This window comes from Providencia sp. PROV048, assembly GCF_033688165.1.
Lineage (GTDB): Bacteria > Pseudomonadota > Gammaproteobacteria > Enterobacterales > Enterobacteriaceae > Providencia > Providencia hangzhouensis.
Genome location: NZ_CP096360.1, coordinates 89,185 through 108,862, shown reverse-complemented (window position 1 = coordinate 108,862; position 19,678 = coordinate 89,185). Strand labels below are relative to the sequence as shown.

Annotated in this window: 18 protein-coding genes; 13 read left to right on the top strand and 5 right to left on the bottom strand. The window is 40.8% G+C overall.

The window, feature by feature from the left end; translation table 11 throughout:
• Nucleotides 1-173 precede the first annotated feature (173 nt).
• Complete coding sequence (locus tag M1F26_RS00450) at nt 174-872, top strand: pirin family protein (RefSeq protein ID WP_140171904.1); 699 nt, start codon at nt 174-176, stop codon at nt 870-872.
• Between the two features lie 67 nt (nt 873-939).
• On the opposite strand, the gene pckA is transcribed toward M1F26_RS00450, so the two are convergent.
• From pckA to M1F26_RS00430, 4 genes are all read right to left on the bottom strand, one after another.
• Nucleotides 940-2,559: a phosphoenolpyruvate carboxykinase (ATP) gene (gene pckA / locus M1F26_RS00445; RefSeq protein WP_004263163.1), complete on the bottom strand. Its 1,620-nt coding sequence runs from the start codon at nt 2,557-2,559 to the stop codon at nt 940-942.
• A gap of 203 nt (nt 2,560-2,762) precedes the next feature.
• On the bottom strand, nt 2,763-3,635 hold the full coding sequence (gene hslO / locus M1F26_RS00440; RefSeq protein ID WP_115166327.1) for an Hsp33 family molecular chaperone HslO: 873 nt from the start codon (nt 3,633-3,635) through the stop codon (nt 2,763-2,765).
• 39 nt (nt 3,636-3,674) lie between these two features.
• Nucleotides 3,675-4,085 (bottom strand): ribosome-associated heat shock protein Hsp15, encoded by a 411-nt coding sequence (gene hslR, locus M1F26_RS00435; RefSeq protein WP_004906574.1) that lies wholly within the window; start codon nt 4,083-4,085, stop codon nt 3,675-3,677.
• A gap of 64 nt (nt 4,086-4,149) precedes the next feature.
• Complete coding sequence (locus M1F26_RS00430) at nt 4,150-6,243, bottom strand: IgaA/UmoB family intracellular growth attenuator (RefSeq protein WP_140171903.1); 2,094 nt, start codon at nt 6,241-6,243, stop codon at nt 4,150-4,152.
• Nucleotides 6,244-6,568: 325 nt separating this feature from the next.
• Here M1F26_RS00430 and nudE point away from each other — a divergent pair, with 325 nt between their 5' ends.
• On the top strand, nt 6,569-7,120 hold the full coding sequence (gene nudE / locus M1F26_RS00425; RefSeq protein WP_140171902.1) for an ADP compounds hydrolase NudE: 552 nt from the start codon (nt 6,569-6,571) through the stop codon (nt 7,118-7,120).
• 156 nt (nt 7,121-7,276) lie between these two features.
• Here the strand turns inward: nudE and mrcA are convergent, their stop codons facing one another.
• Nucleotides 7,277-9,793: a peptidoglycan glycosyltransferase/peptidoglycan DD-transpeptidase MrcA gene (gene mrcA / locus M1F26_RS00420; RefSeq protein ID WP_140171901.1), complete on the bottom strand. Its 2,517-nt coding sequence runs from the start codon at nt 9,791-9,793 to the stop codon at nt 7,277-7,279.
• Between the two features lie 116 nt (nt 9,794-9,909).
• Here mrcA and M1F26_RS00415 point away from each other — a divergent pair, with 116 nt between their 5' ends.
• From M1F26_RS00415 to trpS, 11 genes are all read left to right on the top strand, one after another.
• Nucleotides 9,910-10,740 (top strand): pilus assembly protein HofM, encoded by an 831-nt coding sequence (locus M1F26_RS00415; RefSeq protein ID WP_140171900.1) that lies wholly within the window; start codon nt 9,910-9,912, stop codon nt 10,738-10,740.
• A 3-nt stretch (nt 10,741-10,743) separates the two neighbouring features.
• Nucleotides 10,744-11,289: a PilN domain-containing protein gene (locus tag M1F26_RS00410; protein ID WP_140171899.1), complete on the top strand. Its 546-nt coding sequence runs from the start codon at nt 10,744-10,746 to the stop codon at nt 11,287-11,289.
• Nucleotides 11,282-11,830 (top strand): hypothetical protein, encoded by a 549-nt coding sequence (locus M1F26_RS00405; RefSeq protein ID WP_110592746.1) that lies wholly within the window; start codon nt 11,282-11,284, stop codon nt 11,828-11,830. Before M1F26_RS00410 ends, M1F26_RS00405 begins: the two co-directional genes overlap by 8 nt.
• Nucleotides 11,823-12,887: a transporter gene (locus tag M1F26_RS00400; RefSeq protein ID WP_410480041.1), complete on the top strand. Its 1,065-nt coding sequence runs from the start codon at nt 11,823-11,825 to the stop codon at nt 12,885-12,887. Before M1F26_RS00405 ends, M1F26_RS00400 begins: the two co-directional genes overlap by 8 nt.
• Nucleotides 12,888-13,394: 507 nt before the next feature.
• Nucleotides 13,395-13,916, top strand: coding sequence for a shikimate kinase AroK (gene aroK, locus M1F26_RS00395; RefSeq protein WP_004263200.1), 522 nt, complete (start codon nt 13,395-13,397; stop codon nt 13,914-13,916).
• Between the two features lie 45 nt (nt 13,917-13,961).
• Complete coding sequence (gene aroB, locus M1F26_RS00390) at nt 13,962-15,050, top strand: 3-dehydroquinate synthase (RefSeq protein ID WP_004263201.1); 1,089 nt, start codon at nt 13,962-13,964, stop codon at nt 15,048-15,050.
• Between the two features lie 261 nt (nt 15,051-15,311).
• On the top strand, nt 15,312-16,217 hold the full coding sequence (locus M1F26_RS00385; RefSeq protein WP_140171898.1) for an SPOR domain-containing protein: 906 nt from the start codon (nt 15,312-15,314) through the stop codon (nt 16,215-16,217).
• Nucleotides 16,218-16,299: 82 nt separating this feature from the next.
• Nucleotides 16,300-17,202: an adenine-specific DNA-methyltransferase gene (gene dam, locus M1F26_RS00380; protein ID WP_004263205.1), complete on the top strand. Its 903-nt coding sequence runs from the start codon at nt 16,300-16,302 to the stop codon at nt 17,200-17,202.
• Between the two features lie 15 nt (nt 17,203-17,217).
• Entirely contained in the window at nt 17,218-17,892 is a 675-nt protein-coding gene (gene rpe, locus M1F26_RS00375) for a ribulose-phosphate 3-epimerase (protein ID WP_004263207.1), read from the top strand.
• A complete protein-coding gene (locus tag M1F26_RS00370) occupies nt 17,889-18,581 on the top strand; it encodes a phosphoglycolate phosphatase (protein WP_140171897.1) in 693 nt (230 codons plus the stop codon). The genes rpe and M1F26_RS00370 overlap by 4 nt, the downstream gene beginning before the upstream one ends.
• Before the next feature lie 16 nt (nt 18,582-18,597).
• The gene (gene trpS, locus M1F26_RS00365) at nt 18,598-19,638 is read left to right on the top strand and encodes a tryptophan--tRNA ligase (RefSeq protein ID WP_004263211.1); all 1,041 of its coding nucleotides are present in this window, start codon (nt 18,598-18,600) and stop codon (nt 19,636-19,638) included.
• Nucleotides 19,639-19,678: the final 40 nt, after the last annotated feature.

The following is a 19,678-nucleotide window of genomic DNA, read 5'->3' as shown; positions in this document are numbered from 1 at the left end:
GCTATTTTTTTATTCACACCACATTCTCTGCAATCACCTTATATCTTATTCAAATTTTTTGGATCCTATGGTTAATGGGAGCTACTTTTCTCTGCGTATAAATTGGTTAAACTGTCATCAACACATTTAGAGCGAGTTCAACCAAGGTTGAAATCCGTACAGGAGAGAACACGATGATTTATTTACGCAAAGCAAACGAACGTGGTCATGCAAACCATGGATGGCTCGACAGTTGGCATACTTTTTCATTCTCTAGCTACTATGATGAGCAATTTATGGGCTTTTCTGCACTGAGAGTGATTAACGAAGACTTTATTGCTGCGGGCCAAGGGTTTGGAACCCACCCCCATAAAGATATGGAAATATTGACCTATGTGCTCAATGGGACTGTCGAACATAAAGACAGCATGGGCAATATGGAGCAAATCCCTGCGGGTGAATTCCAAATTATGAGTGCAGGTACGGGTATTCGTCATTCTGAATACAACCCAAGCAATGAAGAAGAGCTACACCTGTACCAAATTTGGATCATTCCTGAGAGAACGGGTATTGAGCCACGTTATGAGCAAAAACGGTTCGATTCCAAAGAAGGCAAGCAATTGGTGCTATCACCGGATGCACGTGATGGCTCATTAAAAGTTTATCAAGATATGGAACTGTGGCGCTGGGCATTACCTGCAAATGAAACACACACTCATGCGATCGCTGATAAGCGAGTTGTATGGATTCAAGTCGTCAAAGGGAATGTGGAAATCAATGGCCAAAAAGCAACCACCAGCGATGGTTTAGCCATTTGGCAAGAAACAGCGCTCACCATCAAAGCAAGTGAAGATAGTGAAATCCTGTTGTTTGACTTACCATCAGCAGAATAATTATTTTCACAACAATAAAGGCTCTACTTTGGTAGGGCCTTTATTATTTATTGATTCACAAAACCAATTACAGTTTTGGCCCTGCTTTCACCAGTGCAGCGCCTGCTGGGGTGTCCGTGTACTTATCAAAGTTGTTCACGAAACGTTCCGCTAAGTCTTGCGCTTTTTCATCCCACTGTGCTTTGTCTGCATAAGTATTACGTGGGTCAAGGATATTGGTATCCACACCCGGTAATGCTGTTGGGATTTCTAAATCGAACACTGGCAGTTTAATCATGTCTGCTTTTTCGATGTCACCACTTAAAATAGCGTCAATGATGGCACGTGTATCTTTGATGGAAATACGTTTACCTGTACCGTTCCAGCCTGTATTCACTAAGTAAGCTTTCGCGCCCGCTGCTTCCATACGTTTAACTAATACTTCAGCGTATTGTGTTGGGTGCAGTGATAAGAATGCCGCACCAAAGCAAGCGGAGAAGGTTGGAGTTGGTTCCGTGACACCACGCTCTGTACCTGCTAATTTCGCGGTAAAGCCTGATAGGAAGTGGTACTGCGTTTGCTCAGGCGTTAAACGAGAAACAGGAGGTAACACACCAAATGCATCTGCGGTTAAGAAGATAACTTTTGTTGCATGGCCCGCTTTAGAAACAGGTTTTACAATATTTTCAATGTGGTAGATTGGGTAAGAAACACGGGTGTTTTCTGTTTTTGAACCATCATTGAAATCAACTGAACCATCTGCCAACACCATCACGTTTTCCAATAACGCATCACGTTTGATAGCGCCATAGATGTCTGGCTCAGCTTCTTTAGATAAGTTGATAGTTTTTGCGTAGCAACCACCTTCAAAGTTGAATACGCCGTCATCATCCCAACCGTGTTCATCGTCACCAATTAACTTACGTTTTGGATCGGTAGAGAGTGTGGTTTTACCTGTTCCAGATAAACCAAAGAAAATGGCTACATCACCTTTTTCGCCGACGTTAGCAGAACAGTGCATAGATGCAATGCCTTTTAATGGCAGCAGGTAGTTCATCATAGAGAACATACCTTTCTTCATTTCGCCGCCATACCAAGAGCCGCCGATCAGTTGCATGCGTTCGGTTAAGTTGAACGCAACAAAGTTTTCTGAATTCAAACCTTGTGCTTTCCAATTCGGGTTAGTACATTTTGCGCCATTCATGACGATGAAATCAGGTTCGAAACCCACTAATTCTTCATCAGATGGGCGAATGAACATGTTTTTAACGAAATGCGCCTGCCATGCAACTTCGGTGATAAAACGTACTTTTAGACGAGTGTCAGCGTTCGCACCACAGAATGCATCAATGATAAACAAACGTTTACCTGACAGTTGTTCAGTCACTAAATGTTTGAGATCCGCCCAAACTTCTTGTGACATAGGTTTGTTGTCATTTTTACCTTTACCTTGGTCTGCCCACCAAACTGTATCGCGAGTCACGTCATCACGTACAATATATTTATCTTTTGGTGAACGACCAGTAAAGATACCTGTATCAACCGCAACAGCTCCTAAAGTGGTTACTGTTCCACGCTCATAACCTTCAAGTCCAGGCTTAGTTTCTTCCGTGAATAATAGCTCGTAACTTGGGTTATAAACCACTTCAGTTACATCATGAATACCGTACTTTTCAAGTTCCTTCAGGGTAATGCTTTTAGCGCTCATTATATTGCTCCTGGTAAACATAACTAATCTGCGGATGATCATAATTCTTTACGACTAATTAACAGCGATTGCTATCAAAGAATTGAAAATGTATGATTTTTTTTAATTCATAATGAGACTTAGAGCACGTAATAATGCTTTAAAATTATAAGAAAAAGGTGCAGAATTGCACCCTTGTCACATAATTAGGTTGCTAAATCGTATCAGTGAAGTTGCTGATTTAGCTCATTATTTAACCCTTGAAGATCGGATTCAATAAATACGTAATGTGAGCCACAAAATTCACACTCCATATCAATTTTTCCATCTTTGTGTAAAATATCGATAACATCTTCCTTCGGTAACGTCGCTAATGTACTTTCGCAACGCTCCCTTGAACAAGTACAACGAAACTCGACAGATTGTGGGTCATATAACGTGACATCTTCTTCATGATAAAGACGGTGTAAAACCTCTTTCACATCCAATGAACTCAGCTCTTGGCCTTTAATTGTGGCTGTCAGTTGCACTAAGTGGTCAAAGAACTCATGGCTTGTTTCATTTGCTGCTGGTAAAACTTGCAACAACATGCCACCTGCACTTGGTTTCCCATCTACTTCACCCACACGAATGAATAAACGGGTTGGCAATTGCTCTGACTGGCGAAAATAGGCATCAATGCTTTCTTCAATAGAATCCCCTTCGATCGCCACAATTCCTTGATAACGTTCACCTTGATTCGGTGTGATGGTAATCACCATAAAACCATTACCAATCATCTGCTTCAGAGTGCTACCAGCCACAACAGGGCCATCTACACGTGCAACACCACGCATCTGTTGTAAATTATTACCATTGATAACCGCCAGATTAACCGGCCCATCCCCTTGAATTTGCACAGTAATATCACCATCGAACTTCAACGTTGCCGTCAATAAACTGGTAGCAACAAGTAACTCACCTAACAAACCTTTCACCGCTGTTGGGTAGTCATGGTTTTCTAAAATATGTTCAAAGGTTTCATCAACACTGATCATTTCTCCACGAACAGAATGTTGTTCAAATAAAAAACGGTGGAGTAAGTCTTGGTTTGCCATAATATCTCTCTATTGCTCGGGCTGTTGCTCAGGCCGTCATTAAGACGACTCATGAGAATTTGTTTGTTTAAACTTTAATAGAGTACGCCGTTCTTTCTTATCTGGACGTCGCTCTGGATGTGGCATCGTCAGTGCATTCATCTTACGCGCTTGTGCCATTTTCTCTCGTTGTTCAATACTTTCTACGGTTTCACAGTACAGCAACTGTGCTTCCGGCGCGCCTTTACGCTGGCTACTAATTTGCATGATTTCAACCGTCCGTTCATCATTACCTTGTCGAAGCTTAACGATTCCGTGTAGCTCAACAATCTTCCCGGGCTTAGTTCTTTGCCCATTATAATGAACTTTACCACCTTCAATCATTTCACGGGCGACTGCACGCGTTTTATAAAACCGCGCAGCCCACAGCCATTTATCAAGGCGAACAGGTTCTATAGTGGATTGATTCATGGTGCCTCCTCAACATAAGTCTGAATCAAACTAAGAAGAGGCTCCCTCTATTTTCGGGATGATACTATCGACGATAGGAAGGGGGATTAGCCTCAAAGCATTTATCATAATATTCTGTGATATTACGCAAACGCTTCTTATTATTCAAAACACGTAGCACAATCAACGAACCATTTAACAACGCACACACCAACAAAAATAGGATAAAAAGCGCACTACATATATACTGAGATACCACTTTTTCATTGGGTTCTTCATGCAACACAATTTGCAATGTCCCATTGGCATCTACTGATAAATCCGTAATGACACCTTCAATATTGAACGGTGTATTGATCAGTAGATTTGATAACCTTTGCAACTCTTGCCAACGCTGTAATGGCGATAGCTCATTAAAAGAAGCTCCCTGTATCGAATCAACTAAAGGCTTGTTTTCATCACTAATTAATAAAACACCACCAGGAGGCGGACTATTAATTTTGCGCACTTCTCTATCTATTTCTGTCCTGATAAAATCATATATGGTGTCTTCCACGATGTTTTCCAAGGCCTCAGCGCTACCAGCACGCAATAAAACATGAGCCCCTTTTAGTTTTCCCGTAGACGCTTTCTTTACTAAAGAAGGCCAATCATCTGTACTCCCTAGGTTAGTCAGTGCATTTTTTAATTTTAGGCAGTTATCAGAATTATGGCACAGTTGTTCTGTCCCCATGATGATAGCCGAAAAATCAAAGATAATATTCATCCCTGATTTCATAATATCCCGCTGTAATCTTGGGTTAACTCCTGTCGAGTTTTTATCTGGATGCAATTGGCTTTTGACGGTATCAAGCAATGATATTGAGTGTTCAACAACCTCTGATTGAGGTTCAGTCTGTAAACTAACATCATTCCAATAAATACCAGAGCAATCAAATGGCACAAATTGAGCTTGGTTTTCTTTATTCAAATTCGGTGAGCGGTAACACATCCCTTTTCCTTGGGCAACTAATGTATCCCCAACTTTGAGCTGACGGGAAGCAAGCTCATTAGGACTCTCAGCCTTGATTTTCTCTGTGCCACCTACCCACGCAAAACCCAGTTTTATTGGCAAATCTATCGGTTGATATGCAAATATCAGAGTCATCGTTAATAAAGCCCCAACTAACATCAATACATTCTTTTTGAACCGTTTGTAAGGGTAATAACGCTCTTCTTCATGCAAAGAAAGATACTTACCGTGCCTGACCACCTCACCCGTCGTATAAAAATCAATATTAACAGCTTGGTTTTCTTCGTATTTTAAATAATTCGTCCAATGATTAGGGTAGTGCAAGTCAATACCAGCAATAGACGTATTGGTGGAATATTTTTTATCCAGTTCGCCATAAAGTTCCCAGCGCTTTGGTTGGCCATGAATGCATTGAATATCTTGATATTGTCGGGGGAACATCCTAGAGCGAAAGAGAATAAGTAACCCAATAATAAACGTAATCGTTGTGATCACTAATCCCGATTCCTGTAATAAAGGAATCGAAACAAGGGTTAAATAACCAAATAAAAAACTCAGGCAGATAATAGCAGCACCAAGCCAACCTGTAGAATGGTGTAACCGATGTTCTTCATTCGTCTCTTTACGAACTTTCAATCGCTCAATACTATGCTGGCCACGTTCTTGAATTGCCGCATCAGGCCATGTTGAATCGATAGGCATACCCGTTTGCCATTCACTACTGAAATCTTTCAGCGAATGGCTATTCATTGAAATAATTAACGGCAAGTGGTCTGTTTCCACTATTTCCATAACATTTTGGCGTTGCAAAAAAGGCTCAAGCTGTGAAGGGAGCTGAACCTCAATTGTATCAATAAAATAGCGCCAACTATTTCCTTGCTCTTGGCGTAAGTTAAAACGTGTCAATGAATGGCAAACTGTCGCTATGATTGAGTTTTTTTTGATTTGCCATGGATGCTGAGATGTATTTGTTGATATAGCAGCGCAATAATTTAAATACTGGGAGATGGTTTGGTAATCTGAATCAATCATTTTCCTAAATGATGGTGATGCTACAGAAGGTATTTGATAGACGCCAGAATGCCGCCCCCGCCTAAAATATAGGAAGGAAGCCATTATAGTCAGGCTAATAACAATTATAGCCGTTATAATGACATGATTCAGCATTGTTTCCCCAATGAAAAATGAATAAGAAAAGCATATCAGCCCCCACACTTCCTAAAAATAAGCCGATTCCTATTCTATTTGTAGTTTTTATTTTAAATTACAACATCTTGTAAAAAATGTTTTATTTGTTTACCCGTATTATTTGTTTGAGTCAATTATACTAACAGCATTTTATCTACTCGATAATATCTATCATTTTATTTTGATATAGGTCATAGTTGTATGATGATTTCGAAATACGGGCAGTGCCAGGTAAAACGCGTCTCGTAAATCAATGAAATATGCTTTTAGCAATAGATTTCACTCATCCTGTTCGGAAATCGTTATGACAGAGTTAAAAAAACCTAAAATCTTGAATATTCAAGATGTTGCTCAATCAAAATTATTCAGCATTCAATCAGTTGACCTCGAATTTAGTAATGGTGAAAAACGAGTCTATGAAAGAATGCGGCCCGCAAAACGCGAAGCGGTTCTTATTGTTCCTATCATGGGTGATAACCTCATCCTCATTCGCGAATACGCTGTCGGGATTGAAAACTATGAATTAGGCTTTCCCAAAGGTGCTATCGACCCCGGTGAAATTGCCATTGAAGCAGCCCAGCGTGAACTCAAAGAAGAAATTGGTTATGGCGCTAATCACATGGTTCAGCTCGCCAAACTGACGATGTCGCCATCATACTTTTCAAGTAAAATGAATATTCTTATCGCTCAAGACCTATACAGGGAAAAACTCAAAGGAGATGAGCCTGAACCCCTACAACAAGAGCTATGGCCAATATCTCGAATGATGGAATTACTGGAACACCCTGATTTCAACGAAGCTCGGAATATTAGCGCACTTTTCTATCTAGAACGTTACCTAAAAAGTGTTAAGTAATAACACTTAACATTACATCTGCTGTATGTAATTTCCATAACTAATCATTAATGTGGGTATATAACCTACTGATATATTAAACGTCTCTATAGAAAACACCCCATGTTTTAAACCAACAATGGGGTGCTAATTATAGGTATTTAACCAACAATAATTTTAAAATAGCTCTTGGCTGGCTCCGCCTTCCGTAGAAATTGTCGTACCTACCTCTTGTACCGCATGTTCTTTCGGTTCAGTTCCTTCAATAAAATACTCACGACGGGAGGAACCTAATTTACCTGTTCTGCTATCAATGGAGACCGAAATAACACCTTTAGGCGGTTTCATTGTTTTCACTGGTACCCCTGCCAAAATAGACTTCATAAAGTCGTTCCACATGGGTTGTGCACTTTTGGCCCCGGCTTCACCACGACCTAATGTTCGCCTATTATCATCGAAACCAATCCATGCAGAAGCAACAACATCTGGGCCATAGCCAGAGAACCAAGCATCCTTAGAGCTGTTAGTTGTCCCTGTTTTCCCACCAATATCACGGCGACCACCTAAGTCTCTCGCTGCACGCCAACCTGTACCTGACCAACCAGGCTCGCCATAAATATTGGTCATCATCGCATCCCTAATTAAGAATGCAAGTGGGGTATTAATTACATGAGGTGCATATTGGTCACCAGAGTTCCCGTCTAAGTTAGCTGCCGTCGTTAATTCCATTGTTGGCTCTTTTATGACGGTATTATCGCCTGATTGTGTCACTTCTTCGGTAGACTCATCATCAATACCGTTGCTCACAATAGTGCGTTCCGTATCACCATAAATAACCGGAATATTCGTGCAATCAGGGCATGCTATTTTAGGGTTGGCTTCGAAAATAACCTCATCATTATGATTTTCGATCTTCGAAATGTAGTATGGGTCAATCAAATACCCACCATTGGACATGACAGCATATCCACGAACCATTTGCATTGGTGTGAATGATGGCGCACCTAGCGCTAACGCCTCAGTGCGGTTAATATTTTCCGCTGGAAAACCAAAGCGAGTCAGATAATCAGCCGCATAATCCACCCCCATGGCTCTCATCGCACGAACCATCACAACGTTTTTTGATTGGCCTAAACCTTGACGTAAACGAATAGGCCCATCATAGCGAGGAGGTGAATTCTTAGGGCGCCAATCAGAACCTGCACCTGCATCCCAACGGCTAATTGGTACATCATTAAGTAATGATGATAATGTCAGGCCTTTATCCATTGCCGCTGTATATAGGAAAGGTTTAATATTCGAACCAACTTGGCGTAATGATTGGGTGACTCGGTTAAACTCACTCATATTGAAGTCAAACCCACCTACTAGCGCAATAATCGCCCCATCATTTGGATTTAAAGCAACAAATGCCGCATTCGCATCAGGTACTTGCCCTAACCACCAGTTATCTTTAACTTTTCGAACCCAAATTTGCTCACCCACTTGCATGACTGCATTTACAGCTCTTGGCGCGGCACCTTGTTGAGTATCTGAAATAAATTTACGCGCCCAACGCACACCGGTCATTGTAATAGGAATTTGCGAACCATCAGCTAACATCACTTGCGCTTCTGAAGCTGTTGCAGATGTCACAACTGCAGGCATTAAAGGCCCATAAACCGGCATTTTTTTCAATTTTTCGACTATCTGCTCTGCTGTCCAAGCCGTTTCATTCTGTTTCCATAAAACCTCGGCAGGACCGCGATAACCGTGGCGAGTATCGTAGTCGATCAAATTATTACGGACTGCGGTTGTTGCAGCTTCCTGATCTTTACGGATCACCGTAGTGTAGACTTTATACCCATCGGTATACGCATCTTCACCATATTTATCAAACAAGGTTTGACGCGCCATTTCGGCTAAATACGGCGCAGAAAAATCAATTTTCGGCGCATGATACGAAGCAACTATTTTTTCATTTTTTGCTTGTTCATACTGGTCTTGAGTAATGTATTTCTCCTCAAACATGCGAGAAAGAACCACATTACGACGACTTACCGCACGGTCATAAGAGTACAGAGGGTTAAATGTAGAAGGTGCTTTTGGTAAACCTGCAATCATCGCAATTTCACTAAGCGTCAACTCATCCACTGTCTTACCAAAATAAACGTACGCAGCTGCTCCGACGCCATAAGCACGGTTACCTAAATAAATTTTATTCAGGTACAACTCCATAATTTCATCTTTAGTAAAAAGCTGCTCAATGCGAATAGCCAAAAATGCCTCTTTAGCTTTACGCATCAGGGTTTTTTCAGGGCTTAAATAAAAATTTCTCGCGAGCTGCTGAGTAATTGTACTGGCCCCTTGAGATGCATGGCCAGAAGACGCCATTACGGTAACCGCACGGAAAATACCAATAGGGTCAATCCCATGGTGCTCATAAAAACGGCTATCTTCAGTGGCGATAAACGCTTTGATCATTAAAGGAGGAATTTCTGCCAGAGGTAAAGGAATACGACGCTTTTCCCCATATTGGGCAATCAATTCGTTATCCGCACTGTATACCTGCATTGGAATTTGCAGACGAATGTCTTTCATTGTTGCTACATCAGGTAACTCACCTTCCACATATTTATACATGCCATAAATCGAGGCGGTTCCCAAAAAAATGCAACAGAAAACAAGAATAAAAAAATATTTTACGAACTTCACCGGAAAATTCCCATGCTCGGCTAACAAGAGGGTTTAGATATCACTAACACACAGTATAAAGCTTATACAGCACAATAGAAATCGTAATTTATTTGTTAATGATAAGGAAATTAACTATGTATACATCAAAATGGAACATTGGGATCGACCTCTATCGAGATAGAATACAGCTAGTCGCTGCAAAGCGGCGCAGACAATACTGGCATTTATGTGAATGTTGGCAACAACAATTACCATTCGAGCTAACTGATAATTCTAGCCATGAACAATATCAAATTTTACTGAATATTTTATTACAATGGCGTCAGAAATTACCTAAAAAGTGTTCCGTATCCTTCGCATTACCCGCTGTCCGTACAATAAAACAACAAATTTCATTACCCAGTGAAATCAAATTGCCACAACCAGAATTAGGATGGTATTTACAATCTCAAGCTGAAAAACGTTTTTCTATGCACGCCCAAGAGTTGGTTATCGACTATCGCGTCATCAAACAACAGGTTTATTTTAATGGGGCCCGCCAGTCAGATATTACTTTTTGGCAAAATCTATTTACAGAAAGCGGGTTCAATCTGCTTGCTATTGATGTCGCCCCCATAGCTTTACGTTATGTGGCAAGAAACGCGGGTTTACCCGATGAATGCAGGGTTATTCATTATCGACAAGGTGAATGGCTTTGGTCAGGGCCAATTAGCCAACCAGCTAATTATAACCATTTGCAAGATACAGATATACCGACCCTTTCCCACTTGCTGCCCTTTATTGATCAAGAAAAAGCCTCACCTATTTACCTCATTACAGATCATGAACAGATTTTTCGTACTGATGAGGTAGCTCACCACTGGGAATTACGCCAAGCTTTTCAACAGCATAGTATTAAATTACCACAGTTACTGGGGGATTTTGTGATTGCTGCCGGTCTTGCTTTACGTCATGGAGATATTTAATTAATGGAAATATACCAAGTTAACTTTCTCCCTTGGCGCCAACAGCAAATAAAAAAGAAGATACGAGAGTTTTTACTCTTTTGTTCTGTGGTTTGCTGCTCAGTGATTATAGCGTGTGTTTTTTTATTTATTTTTCAACAAATTGAAATGAAAGACCTAAAAAATAGAAAGCACAATAACCAACTACAATATGAACAGATACAACAATTAGTATTGCAAATCGCGACTCAACAAACACAGATTAATAGCTTAATGAGCAAAAAAAGAAAGATAGATAGCATCATAGTAAATAACCAATTTTTACTTAAGTTACTACAAAACCTTCCAACTCTAACTCCACCCAAAAGTTGGCTAACAAATCTACAGTTAATGAATAACAAAATAGAGATCAAAGCTAACAGTTATGATTTTCAAGATATCAATTCGCTTGGCTTACAACTTAAAAATCACTCAGGTTTGAGTGATATTCAATTGAAAAAAATCAGCCGAGTGAATCAATTAAACCGTTTACACCTCACAGCCAAATATCAAGGAGTGCTCGATGAATGAGTCCATACATTCTTTTTGGTATCGCCCATTTTGGCAACAAACCCTACCTGTTTGGTTCTTAATTGTGCTTTGTATCACTGCGGGGTATTTTTTATACTGGAAAAAAAATCAAAATCAGATCATGGAATTAACCATTGAGAACCTGAATTTAATTGAAGCAATTACAAGAGAAAAGAAAGCTCTCTATCACTCACCTTCGTTACAACAACTTGAAAAACAAGCTCAATCACTAAAGCAATCCGTTGATATTAAAGAAGCGCCTCTTGAATTACTGACACAGTTAAATACCTTGCTCTCACATTCATCTGTGACACTTAATCAATTGCAACCAACAGATACCAATACCTATTTTATGGAGTTTCAAGGCCACTTCATTCCTATTTATCACGTTATAGAACAGCTTCTTACCCTTCCTCAAACCCAGAGATGGCATTTTCATGACATAAAAATATATTTAAAACAAGGAATTATCATCACCTCCATCTCATTTTCATTGTTCAACGACACTCTCGCTATCAAGGATGAAAACCGCAATGAATAGCTCACGAACTAACATCCTCATGCTGATTGCTGGGGGACTCTTCTTTTTATCTTCATTTTTAATCTCTGCCGAAGAGGTTAGAGATCCCTTTGCACCACTGATACCTCCCTTAGTAACAGAAAACCAGCCTACTCCGGAAACAGCAGTAGCGCAGGTAACGCCAAGTAAAACATCATTAACCCAAAAAATATTTAAATTAATCTCAACCAATGTCCAAGAGGTTCGTCATCTATTAGAACATCCAGATACTTCGTTATTATCAAAAAATGCCTCTATCCATCACGATATCACGACAAACAGCCTCATTATTAAAGAGGATCCAGATCGATTAGCACTGATTGATGAATGGATAAAACATCAAGATAAGCCAAATAAACAAGTACAGATCACTGCACATATCATTAGTAGCAGCCGAACTGCATTACAGGAGTTGGGCTTAGAATGGGGAATGATGGCAGGTGGAAATCTAAACGCTAATCACTTATATCGCTACAATCGTTACTCTTCAATATCAGGGCAATTTGCCTTCAATGTTCTTAGTCTTGGTGATGGTTTACTTGAAATGAAACTGAAAGCATTAGAAAAAGAAAATCTGCTTTCTATTATTGCGAGTCCTCGTTTAGTTGCTTCGCATCAACAACCCGCAAGTATTCAGCAAGGTACAGAGATCCCCTATGTCACCAGTAATGACAAGAAAACACACGTACAATTTAAAGATGCCGTTCTGGGTATGGATGTTACCCCCTCGATTGTGCGTGATGAAAAAATTGAGTTAAACCTTAAAATTAGTCATAACTCACCCGATACTGCACTCACTAGCAACCAACATCATCACTTAGCCATCAATAAACAAGAAATCGCAACTAACGTAACCATCAAAAATAATGAAACCCTTATCCTTGGGGGAATTTTTCAGCAAAAACAAGAAAAAACAGAGATAGGCTTACCCTTTTTATCTCATATCCCTTTTCTAGGTACGTTATTCACAAATACGGCAGAGCATACAGATAAGCGTGTCCTTATTGTTTTTATAACACCAAAACTTATCAATATTTAACATGGAAAAAATAACGCATATACTTCAAATAGTTGAATACACAATAAGTCAAAGATGACAAAAAAAAATATTTTTTATGGCATAAACCTACCGGATAAATTTGACGCTGGCGTCGTTTTAGCATACAAGGTTATCCATTGAGTGTTCTAACTATCCGTAGATTAAAGAACAAGCTGTCAGTCGCTTATAAAACAGCCACAATTAATGTTGCTCTATTCTTAACAGAAATAACTTGCTGATACCAATAGCTAGAAACTGTTAAAAAGCATGATAAACAAGGCATTAGACAACATAGACGGCTCAAGTATCGAAACCTGTAATTTTAAATATGGCACTTTGCTTGCTTAGTGCCATATTTATATAGTTGCAATTCAGGTTGATGTATTGAGATAATTTTCTTATCTGATCTCACATCATCACTTATGAGGTTTCAGTTTAGGTCCCGCCGCTAATCTGATTGGCGGGGCGGGTAATCATTAACGAATAATCGTAGTAATACCAAAAAACATGGCAGAGAAACGCAATATCTTTCTGGTTGGACCAATGGGTGCTGGCAAAAGTACTATTGGCCGTCAGTTGGCTCAACAGCTTAATATGGAGTTTTTCGACTCTGATCACGAGATAGAAAAACGCACTGGCGCAGATGTAGGCTGGGTATTCGACCTTGAAGGTGAAGAAGGCTTTCGCGATCGCGAAGAAAAAATCATCAATGAGCTTACAGAGAAACAAGGCATTGTATTAGCAACAGGTGGTGGCTCTGTTAAGTCCAAAGAGACCCGTAATCGCCTATCCGCTCGCGGTGTCGTTGTTTATCTTGAGACCACCATTGAGAAACAATTATCTCGTACACAACGTGACAAAAAACGTCCACTGCTACAAGTTGACGAACCCGCACGTGAGGTTCTTGAGAAACTGGCTGACGAACGTAATCCTATGTATGAAGAAATTGCTGATATTACCATTCATACTGATGAGCAAAGTGCAAAAGTTGTTGCCAACCAAATCATTGAACTATTAGAAAAAAACTAATTGTTCATGGTGTTATTTTCAAAAATGAACTCAAGGTAAAGCAAGATGGAAAAAGTCACCGTCACTCTAGGCGAACGTAGTTATCCAATCAATATTGCACCCGGCTTATATCAACAAACGGGGGCATTTGAGCCATTAACTGCGGGTCAACGAGCAATGATCGTGACAAATGAAACTCTTGCCCCTATTTATCTCGATAAGATAAAGAATGCCCTTGAAACTTCAGGCGTAAAAGTTGATACCATCATTCTACCGGATGGTGAACAATACAAATCATTATTCATCATGAATGATGTATTTACCGCATTACTTGAAAAACACCATAACCGTGACACCACCCTCATCGCTCTTGGTGGGGGCGTCATTGGTGACCTAACAGGTTTCGCAGCAGCAAGCTATCAGCGTGGAGTACGTTTTATTCAAGTACCTACGACCTTATTATCTCAAGTGGACTCTTCTGTCGGTGGTAAAACCGCCGTCAATCACCCACTAGGGAAAAATATGATCGGCGCATTTTATCAGCCCGCTTCTGTTGTGGTTGATCTCAACTGCTTAAAAACTCTCCCACCAAGAGAACTTGCCTCCGGCTTAGCAGAAGTCATTAAATATGGCATTATCCTCGATAGTGAGTTTTTTAGCTGGCTGGAAGAGAATATTGATGCCCTCGTCTCTCTTGATGACCAAGCGATGGCTTACTGTATTCGCCGTTGTTGTGAACTAAAAGCACAAGTGGTTGCAGCGGATGAAAAAGAAACCAGTGGGTTACGCGCATTATTGAACTTAGGCCATACCTTTGGTCATGCTATCGAAGCGCATATGGGCTATGGCGTCTGGTTACATGGTGAAGCTGTCGCGGCTGGCATGGTTATGGCAGCAAAAACAGCAGAATTACTTGGTCAATTTACTCCTGAACAAACTCAGCGGGTGGTCACACTTTTAGAGCGTGCATCACTTCCCGTCAAAGGCCCTTCACAAATGAAGCCCGATGATTATCTCCCACATATGATGCGAGATAAAAAAGTGATGGGTGGAAAACTGCATTTAATTTTGCCTACCACTATCGGCCATTCGGAAATGCGTTCAGATGTTGATACGCAGACTGTCATTGCGGCAATATCATCCTGTATGTCATAAAACGAAGAAAAAGCTGAATTTTTACTGGCGTTTTAAAATGTTACTGGTAGATGTTCACTAAAGTCGTTAAATTATACGGTGTGCCTACGCCTATATACGAAACTCTGAAAAAGCGTATTATCAATACCACTTTGGCTAGCGTGGTATTACGAAAGGATATATGCTTTAAATAAGCAGCGATGTCCTGCTTGGTCGTTAGAGGTTGTACTGATAAGAGACATTTTATCTCTACTATAGGCAAATTTTATTCGGGAGAGGAAAATGGACGAATTTAAACCAGATAACCAGCCTCAAGGTCAAAATGATCTTAGGCCAGATACATCAGATAGACCGACAGGGCGCTCACGCCAATCACCATCTACTGCAAAACCTAAAATTGCACTCTCACGCCAACATATTATGATTGGTGTAGGTGTTCTGGTTCTATTGCTGCTCATTATTGCTATCAGCTCAGCTTTAAAGGCCCCTACAGAGCATGAAAAGCAACAAACAACGGGTGCAAATAATTCACAGAATATCGACTTATCGGGCTCCTCATCGTTGACAAATTCACAAGGTCAAACGCTATCAGGGCAACCGCAAGAAATCACTGGTTCACAAATTACGCCAACGCCAACCCAAGGCGAACCTCAAACTCAACCAAATGGTCTGGGTGAGCGAATCGAAATACCTGGCGATGTAGTTGATGCCTTAAACCAAGGCCAAGTTTCTGTGCCAGGCACTAGCCAGCCACAAAATACGACACCGTTAACGCCACCAACCGTTAAACCTGTGGAACAACAACCCGTAGTCAAACCAGTAACGCCAGAAAAAACACCTGTAAAACCCGTTGAGCCAAAACACCCTGTGCAAACTAAACAGCCAGCAAAATCAACGGCAAGTAGCCAAGGTAGCAATATCATGTCTGCACCAGCAGGTAGCTACACATTGCAACTTAGCAGTGCAAGCCGCTCTGATACACTGGAAGCTTTCGCAAAAGAAAACAAATTGGCCAATTACAAAGTTTATAAAACCATACGTAATGGGCAAACTTGGTATGTTCTTATTCACGGAAATTATAGTTCAGTGACCGACGCAAAAAATGCAATAGGGACCTTACCTGCTGCAGTACAAGCGAAAAAACCGTGGGTTAGAAATATGAAACAAGTCAAACAGGATCAAAAATAACAACGTTTTTCCCCGGGCGCATTATGTTGTCCTGACAGAGTATAAATGCAGTTACTCTAAACGATTGTAATAATAAGACGGCATGAAAAAAAAACGCGCTTTTTTAAAATGGGCTGGGGGTAAATACCCCCTTGTGGAAGAAATCAAAAAACACCTTCCACAAGGTGATTGCTTAATTGAGCCTTTTGTTGGTGCTGGGTCAGTGTTTTTAAACACCAGTTATGATTCATACATACTGGCAGATATCAACAGTGACCTCATCAACCTCTACAATACGGTTAAAGACCGCGCTGATGCTTTTATTGAAGAAGCCCAGCAAATCTTCACACCTGAATATAATACTTCCGAACAATATTATTTAATGCGTGAAGCCTTTAACCAATCTACCGATACTGAGAAACGCAGTGTCCTTTTTTTATACTTAAACCGCCACTGCTATAATGGGTTATGCCGCTATAATTCTCGTGGTGAATTTAACGTTCCTTTTGGCCGCTATAAAAAACCCTATTTTCCTAAAGAAGAATTACTGTGGTTTGCTGAAAAATCACAAAATGCCACGTTTATGACTCAGCATTATGGTGAAACTTTGCTCAACGCAAAAGAGGGGTCTGTTGTCTACTGTGACCCACCATATGCACCTTTATCAGATACAGCTAACTTCACGGCGTATCACACGAATGCATTTAATTCGCTCGAACAACAAAACTTAGCTATTTTGGCTCAAAAGTTATCAACAGAAAGTAAAATTCCTGTCTTGATCTCAAATCATGATACCCCGATGACGAGAGAGTGGTATTATCAAGCTCAATTGCATATTGTAAAAGTACGTCGCACCATTAGTAGAAATATATTAAACCGGACAAAAGTCAATGAGTTACTGGCATTATATCCGGGTATACCTAATAGCCTTTCTCCTAGAAAAACGGATAAGAAAAAAACGCAGCGCCTTGTACCTAGCGATGAATGGCTCTCAGATAACGATTAATAATCGGAGACAATAATGAAAAACTTTCTCATTGCCCCATCTATTTTATCTGCTGACTTTGCACGTTTAGGCGAAGATACCGCCAATGTTCTTGCAGCTGGTGCCGATATTGTGCATTTTGACGTTATGGACAACCACTACGTACCCAACTTAACGTTTGGCGCACCTATATGTAAAGCACTGCGAGACTACGGAATTACTGCACCTATCGATGTTCATTTAATGGTGAAGCCAGTTGACCGTATTATCCCAGATTTTGCTAAGGCCGGTGCAACCCATATTAGTTTCCATCCTGAAGCCAGCGAACATGTTGACCGCTCACTACAGTTAATTCGCGAACATGGCTGTACCGCGGGGTTAGTATTTAACCCAGCAACACCACTTAGCTACCTTGATTACGTCATGGATAAAGTTGATATGATCCTACTCATGTCTGTGAACCCAGGGTTTGGAGGCCAATCGTTTATCCCACAAACACTCAATAAATTGCGCCAAGTCCGTAAATTAATTGATGAAAGTGGCTATGATATTCGTTTGGAAGTCGACGGCGGTGTCAAAGTGAATAATATCGCAGAGATTGCAGCGGCAGGTGCCGATACCTTCGTTGCGGGTTCTGCTATTTTCGACCAACCGGACTATAAAACCGTCATCGACGCGATGCGTAACGAATTACAAAAGGTATCTCAATGACTGAAGTGGTATTAGAGAATATCAAAGCGATCGCTTTCGATTTAGACGGCACACTCGTAGACAGTGCAGCTGGCTTAGCTGAAGCCATCGACAACATGCTCAAAGAATTTAATTTTGCCCCTGCAGGTAAAGAACGCGTTTCTATTTGGGTAGGCAATGGTGTTGATGTGTTAGTTGAACGCGCACTTTCATGGGCGGGTGCCGAAATCACACCTGAGCGACAAAAAAAAGCTCGAGCCAGTTTTGATAAATTCTATGCAACGTCCGTCACAACAGGCAGCCAACTGTTTCCTGGAGTAAAAGACACTTTAGAGCAATTAGCAAAACATGGCTTACCTATGGGGATTGTTACTAATAAAGCGACCCCATTTATTGCGCCATTATTAAAGAAATTAGGTATTGAACACTACTTTTCTCTAGTCTTGGGTAGCGATGACGTCAAAGCTTTAAAACCGCATCCTGCTCCCCTCTACCTAACGATGGGAACATTCGGTTTACGTAAAGAAGAATTGCTTTTTGTCGGCGATTCTCGTAATGATATTATTGCAGCGAAAAGCGCTGAATGCCCGTGTGTCGGTCTGACCTACGGTTATAACTATGGTGAATCTATTGCACTGAGTGAACCGAACTGTGTATTAACACATTTTTCTGATTTATTACCTGCAATCGGGTTATCTGAAATAAAATAAGCAAGGACATAACTAAATGAGCACTCCCACTGAAAAATTAAAGCAACCCCAAAAACCAATCGTATTCAGCGGCGCACAGCCTTCCGGTGAATTAACCATCGGTAACTACATGGGTGCATTACGTCAGTGGGTACAAATGCAAGATGACTACGACTGCATTTACTGTATCGTTGACCAGCACGCCATCACCGTTCGCCAAGACCCTGTTGAACTGCGTAAAAGAACCCTCGATACACTTGCGCTCTATTTAGCATGTGGTATTGACCCGAAAAAAAGCACCATTTTTGTGCAGTCACACGTACCACAACACGCTCAACTGAGCTGGGCGCTTAACTGCTACACCTATTTCGGTGAGTTGAGCCGTATGACTCAGTTTAAAGATAAATCTGCCCGTCACGCAGAAAATATCAATGCGGGACTCTTTGATTACCCAGTACTAATGGCAGCAGATATTTTGATTTATCAAACGAATCAAGTACCTGTTGGTATTGACCAGAAACAACACCTTGAATTGAGCCGTGATATTGCTCAACGCTTCAATGCCATTTATGGTGATATTTTCACTGTACCCGATCCATTCATTCCGACTGGTGGTGGTGCCCGTGTTATGGCTCTGCAAGATCCAACCAAGAAAATGTCTAAGTCCGATGATAACCGTAACAACGTTATCGCCTTATTAGAAGACCCGAAATCTGTCGTGAAAAAAATCAAACGCGCAATGACTGACTCCGAAGAGCCACCTCGTATTCGTTATGATTTAGAAAACAAACCAGGGGTTTCTAACTTATTAGATATCATGTCGGGTGTGACAGGTAAGAAAATTGCTGAACTTGAAGCCGAATTTGAAGGGCAAATGTACGGTCATCTTAAAGGGGCCGTGGCAGAAGCCGTTTCCGGTATGTTAACTACACTTCAAACTCGTTATCATGAATTCCGTAATGATGAAGCGCTGCTAAACCAAATTATGGATGAAGGCGCAACCAAAGCCGCTGCTCGCGCACAAGAAACGTTAGATAAAGTTTACGAAGCTATTGGCTTCGTTAAACGCCCTCAGTAACAATCATTGTATTAACTCAGTAAAAATGGGGTTTTTCCTC